We start from the raw sequence: 2,642 nt of genomic DNA, 5'->3' as shown, positions 1-2,642 counted from the left end.
CTGTAGGGACGGCGGGGTCGGCGGGGGCGGGACGTACGTGGCGGCCATCATCCGGGTCGGCGACCGGGGAGTGCCCGGGGTAGCCCATCCCTGCGGCGGGTCCGGACGGGTCGGCGGCAGGTGCTCGCCGATTTCGGCGGTGCGCTGGGCCACCAGCCTGGTGACCGCCGGCGGCCAGGTCTCGGCCGCGACCTCCACCCCTTCGGCGAACCAGCGCAGCAGCATGTCAGGGCTGGGCCGCTCTGCCGGGTTCTTGCTCAGGCAGGACCGCAGCGCGTCGCTCAGATCGGCCGGCACCCCGGTCAGGTCCGGGGAGCCGTGCACGACCCGGAACAGCATCGCGGCCGGGTCGCCCCGGCCGAACGGGCCGCGCCCGGTGGCGGCGAAGACGAGGACGGCGGCGGCGGAGAACACGTCGGCCGCCGGCCCGGCGACACCACCGGCAGCCTGCTCCGGCGACATGTACGAGGCGGTGCCGACGACGTCGCCCGCCCGGGTGAGCTCCGTGTGGTCGGCGGCCCGGGCGACGCCGAAGTCGATCAGGCGCGGTCCGTCGGCGGCGAGCAGGACGTTGCTCGGCTTCACATCCCGGTGGACGACGCCGGCCCGGTGCACGGCGACGATCGCCTCCAGCACGCCGGCCCCCAGCCGGCGCAGCACCGTCGGCCCGAAGGGTCCGCACTGCGCCACCGCCTCGTGCAGCGACGGGCCGGGCACATACAGGGTGGCCAGCCACGGCGTCGCCGCGTCCGGGTCGGCGTCCACGACCGGGGCGGTGAACGCCCCGCTGACCAGCCTCGCCGCCGCGACCTCCCGCCGGAAACGGTCCCGGAACCCGCCGTCTCCGGCCAGCTCCGGGCGGACCACCTTGACGGCCATCAGCCGACCGGAGGGCGAGTGGGCCAGAAAAACCCGCCCCATGCCGCCCTCACCGATCCGGGCGCGCAGGTTGTAGGGGCCGATCGTCGACGGATCCCCCGGTTCAAGATTCTGCATCGACGCGTCCGTCCGCAGAATTCATCACACTCCGTTGTGGGCCTTGGCCGGGCTGGGGCGCTTCGTGTCGAGACGATGTCCGCCGGTCGTGACCAAACTAGTGCAGAGCGGATGGCTTCCGAACATCACCCGCGGACCTGGTCGTCAGCGGCAGGACGATCTGGTCGACGACCGCGGCGACGAACTCGTCGGGCACGAGGGGCTCACGGATCAGCGAGTACTGCACGAGCATGGCGGGGCCGCTGGCGGCCACCAGTTCGCCGGCGACCTCGACTTCCTCGGACGCGTCGCCGCCGCCCCGTTCCCGGACTGAGCCGGGGTGAACCACGCCGACCGCCCGTACGTGATGCCGACGAGGGCGCGGGGCGCGGCAGGCGAGTCGGGAGAGGCGGGGCATGCGAGCGGTGGCCGGTGCGGTGGCAGGGCCGGACGGCTGATGGGCAGACGGCCGGCACGTCCCGGTGCCCCGTCGCCCGCCAGTGTGCCGCGCGGGCTGGACCCGGCGGTCCTCGACGTCGTGCCCGTCCCCGCCGGGTTGTGGGCGCGGGCGCCGGGGCTGGCGCCCCCCGCCCCCGACGAGCCGGCCCTGCACGCCTTACCGTCGCGGTCGGGCACGATCGGCGTGATCGTCGGCGCGCCGGGTGAGCCCGTGCCGGACGTCGCGGCCGTCGCGGAGCTGCTGTGCACGATCCCGGCCGCCGACCCGGACGGGGTCCCCGTGGTCCGCTACGGCGCCGACCCGGCGGACGAGCCCTGTCTGCTGCGGCGCCTCGCCGACCGGCTGGGCCGTCCGGTGCTCGCCCAGCACGGCCTGCTGTTGACCGGTGCCGACGGCTGGCCGCGGGTCACCGCGATCGACCTCGGCCGCGGCTCCTGGTGGCAGCCGCTCGCCGAACAGTCCGTGTATCCGCCGCTGGGGCCGCCGCGCGCGGTCCGCTGGCGGGCGCCCGCGCCCTGGCTGACCGACCTCGGCGATGGCTACTACCGCCTGCTGGACGACTGGCTCGTCCAGGTCGTCCCGGCCGGGATCGCGTTGCGCCACGCGGGGTGGCCGGCCGATCCCGGCGTCGACGCCGCGCCGCACGACCCCGGCCGGTTCGATCTACTGCTCGACGCGCCGGCGGCCGGGCTCGCCGCCGGGCTGACCGACGGTCTGCTCACCGCGCTGGGCCGGCTCGCCGATGCCCTGCCCGCCTCGGCCCGGCTGCGGCTGCGGGTGGTGCTCCCGGCGGGCATGGCCGACAGGCAGGCACTGCGCCTGCGCTGGGCGGTGCCGGCGCCGCAGCAGGCCCGGCCCGGTCCGTCGAGAACCGCGCCGGCGAACGCGGACAGACCGGTGGAGGAAGGGTCGGCGGAGGAAAGGCCGGCGGAGGACCGGCCGGAGGACGGAGGGCGCCCGACCGCGGTTGCGGCCACGCTTCTTGCAGTCACCAGCCAGGGTCGGCTGCAACTGGTGAGACCGTCCGCGACGGTGGTCGGACGACCGCCGGGAGGGCGACCTGCGAAGCCGCGCGTCGATCTCGTGGACGTGGAACGATCCGCACGTGGACCACGCGTGTTCGGCGTTGACCCGCCGCCTGACCGGAACAGCCCGCGCAACCTCCCGGCGGGATGACGAAGCGCCGTGGGGGCGGGTCCCGTGGGGA

General features: G+C 75.7%; 3 protein-coding genes. 1 reads left to right on the top strand and 2 read right to left on the bottom strand.

Annotated elements, in window-relative coordinates; genetic code table 11:
* On the bottom strand, nucleotides 1–996 hold a 996-nt coding region (locus NBZ83_RS31445), incomplete at its 3' end, for a serine/threonine-protein kinase (protein WP_261576436.1).
* A gap of 97 nt (nucleotides 997–1,093) precedes the next feature.
* Complete coding sequence (locus NBZ83_RS31440) at nucleotides 1,094–1,324, bottom strand: hypothetical protein (protein WP_261566491.1); 231 nt, start codon at nucleotides 1,322–1,324, stop codon at nucleotides 1,094–1,096.
* A 108-nt stretch (nucleotides 1,325–1,432) separates the two neighbouring features.
* Between NBZ83_RS31440 and NBZ83_RS31435 the strand changes: the two genes are divergently transcribed.
* On the top strand, nucleotides 1,433–2,611 hold the full coding sequence (locus tag NBZ83_RS31435; protein ID WP_261576435.1) for a hypothetical protein: 1,179 nt from the start codon (nucleotides 1,433–1,435) through the stop codon (nucleotides 2,609–2,611).
* Nucleotides 2,612–2,642: the final 31 nt, after the last annotated feature.

Origin of the sequence: Frankia gtarii (assembly GCF_025403375.1) — a bacterium.
GTDB lineage: Bacteria > Actinomycetota > Actinomycetes > Frankiales > Frankiaceae > Frankia > Frankia gtarii.
The sequence above is the reverse complement of the archived record's forward strand: the minus strand, read 5'-3'. Positions and strand labels throughout refer to the sequence as shown.

What these genes read in the sequence shown, in the direction of transcription:
- NBZ83_RS31435 (WP_261576435.1), top strand. Translation starts at nt 1,433, where the DNA reads ATGGGCAGACGGCCGGCACGTCCCGGTGCCCCGTCGCCCGCCAGTGTG.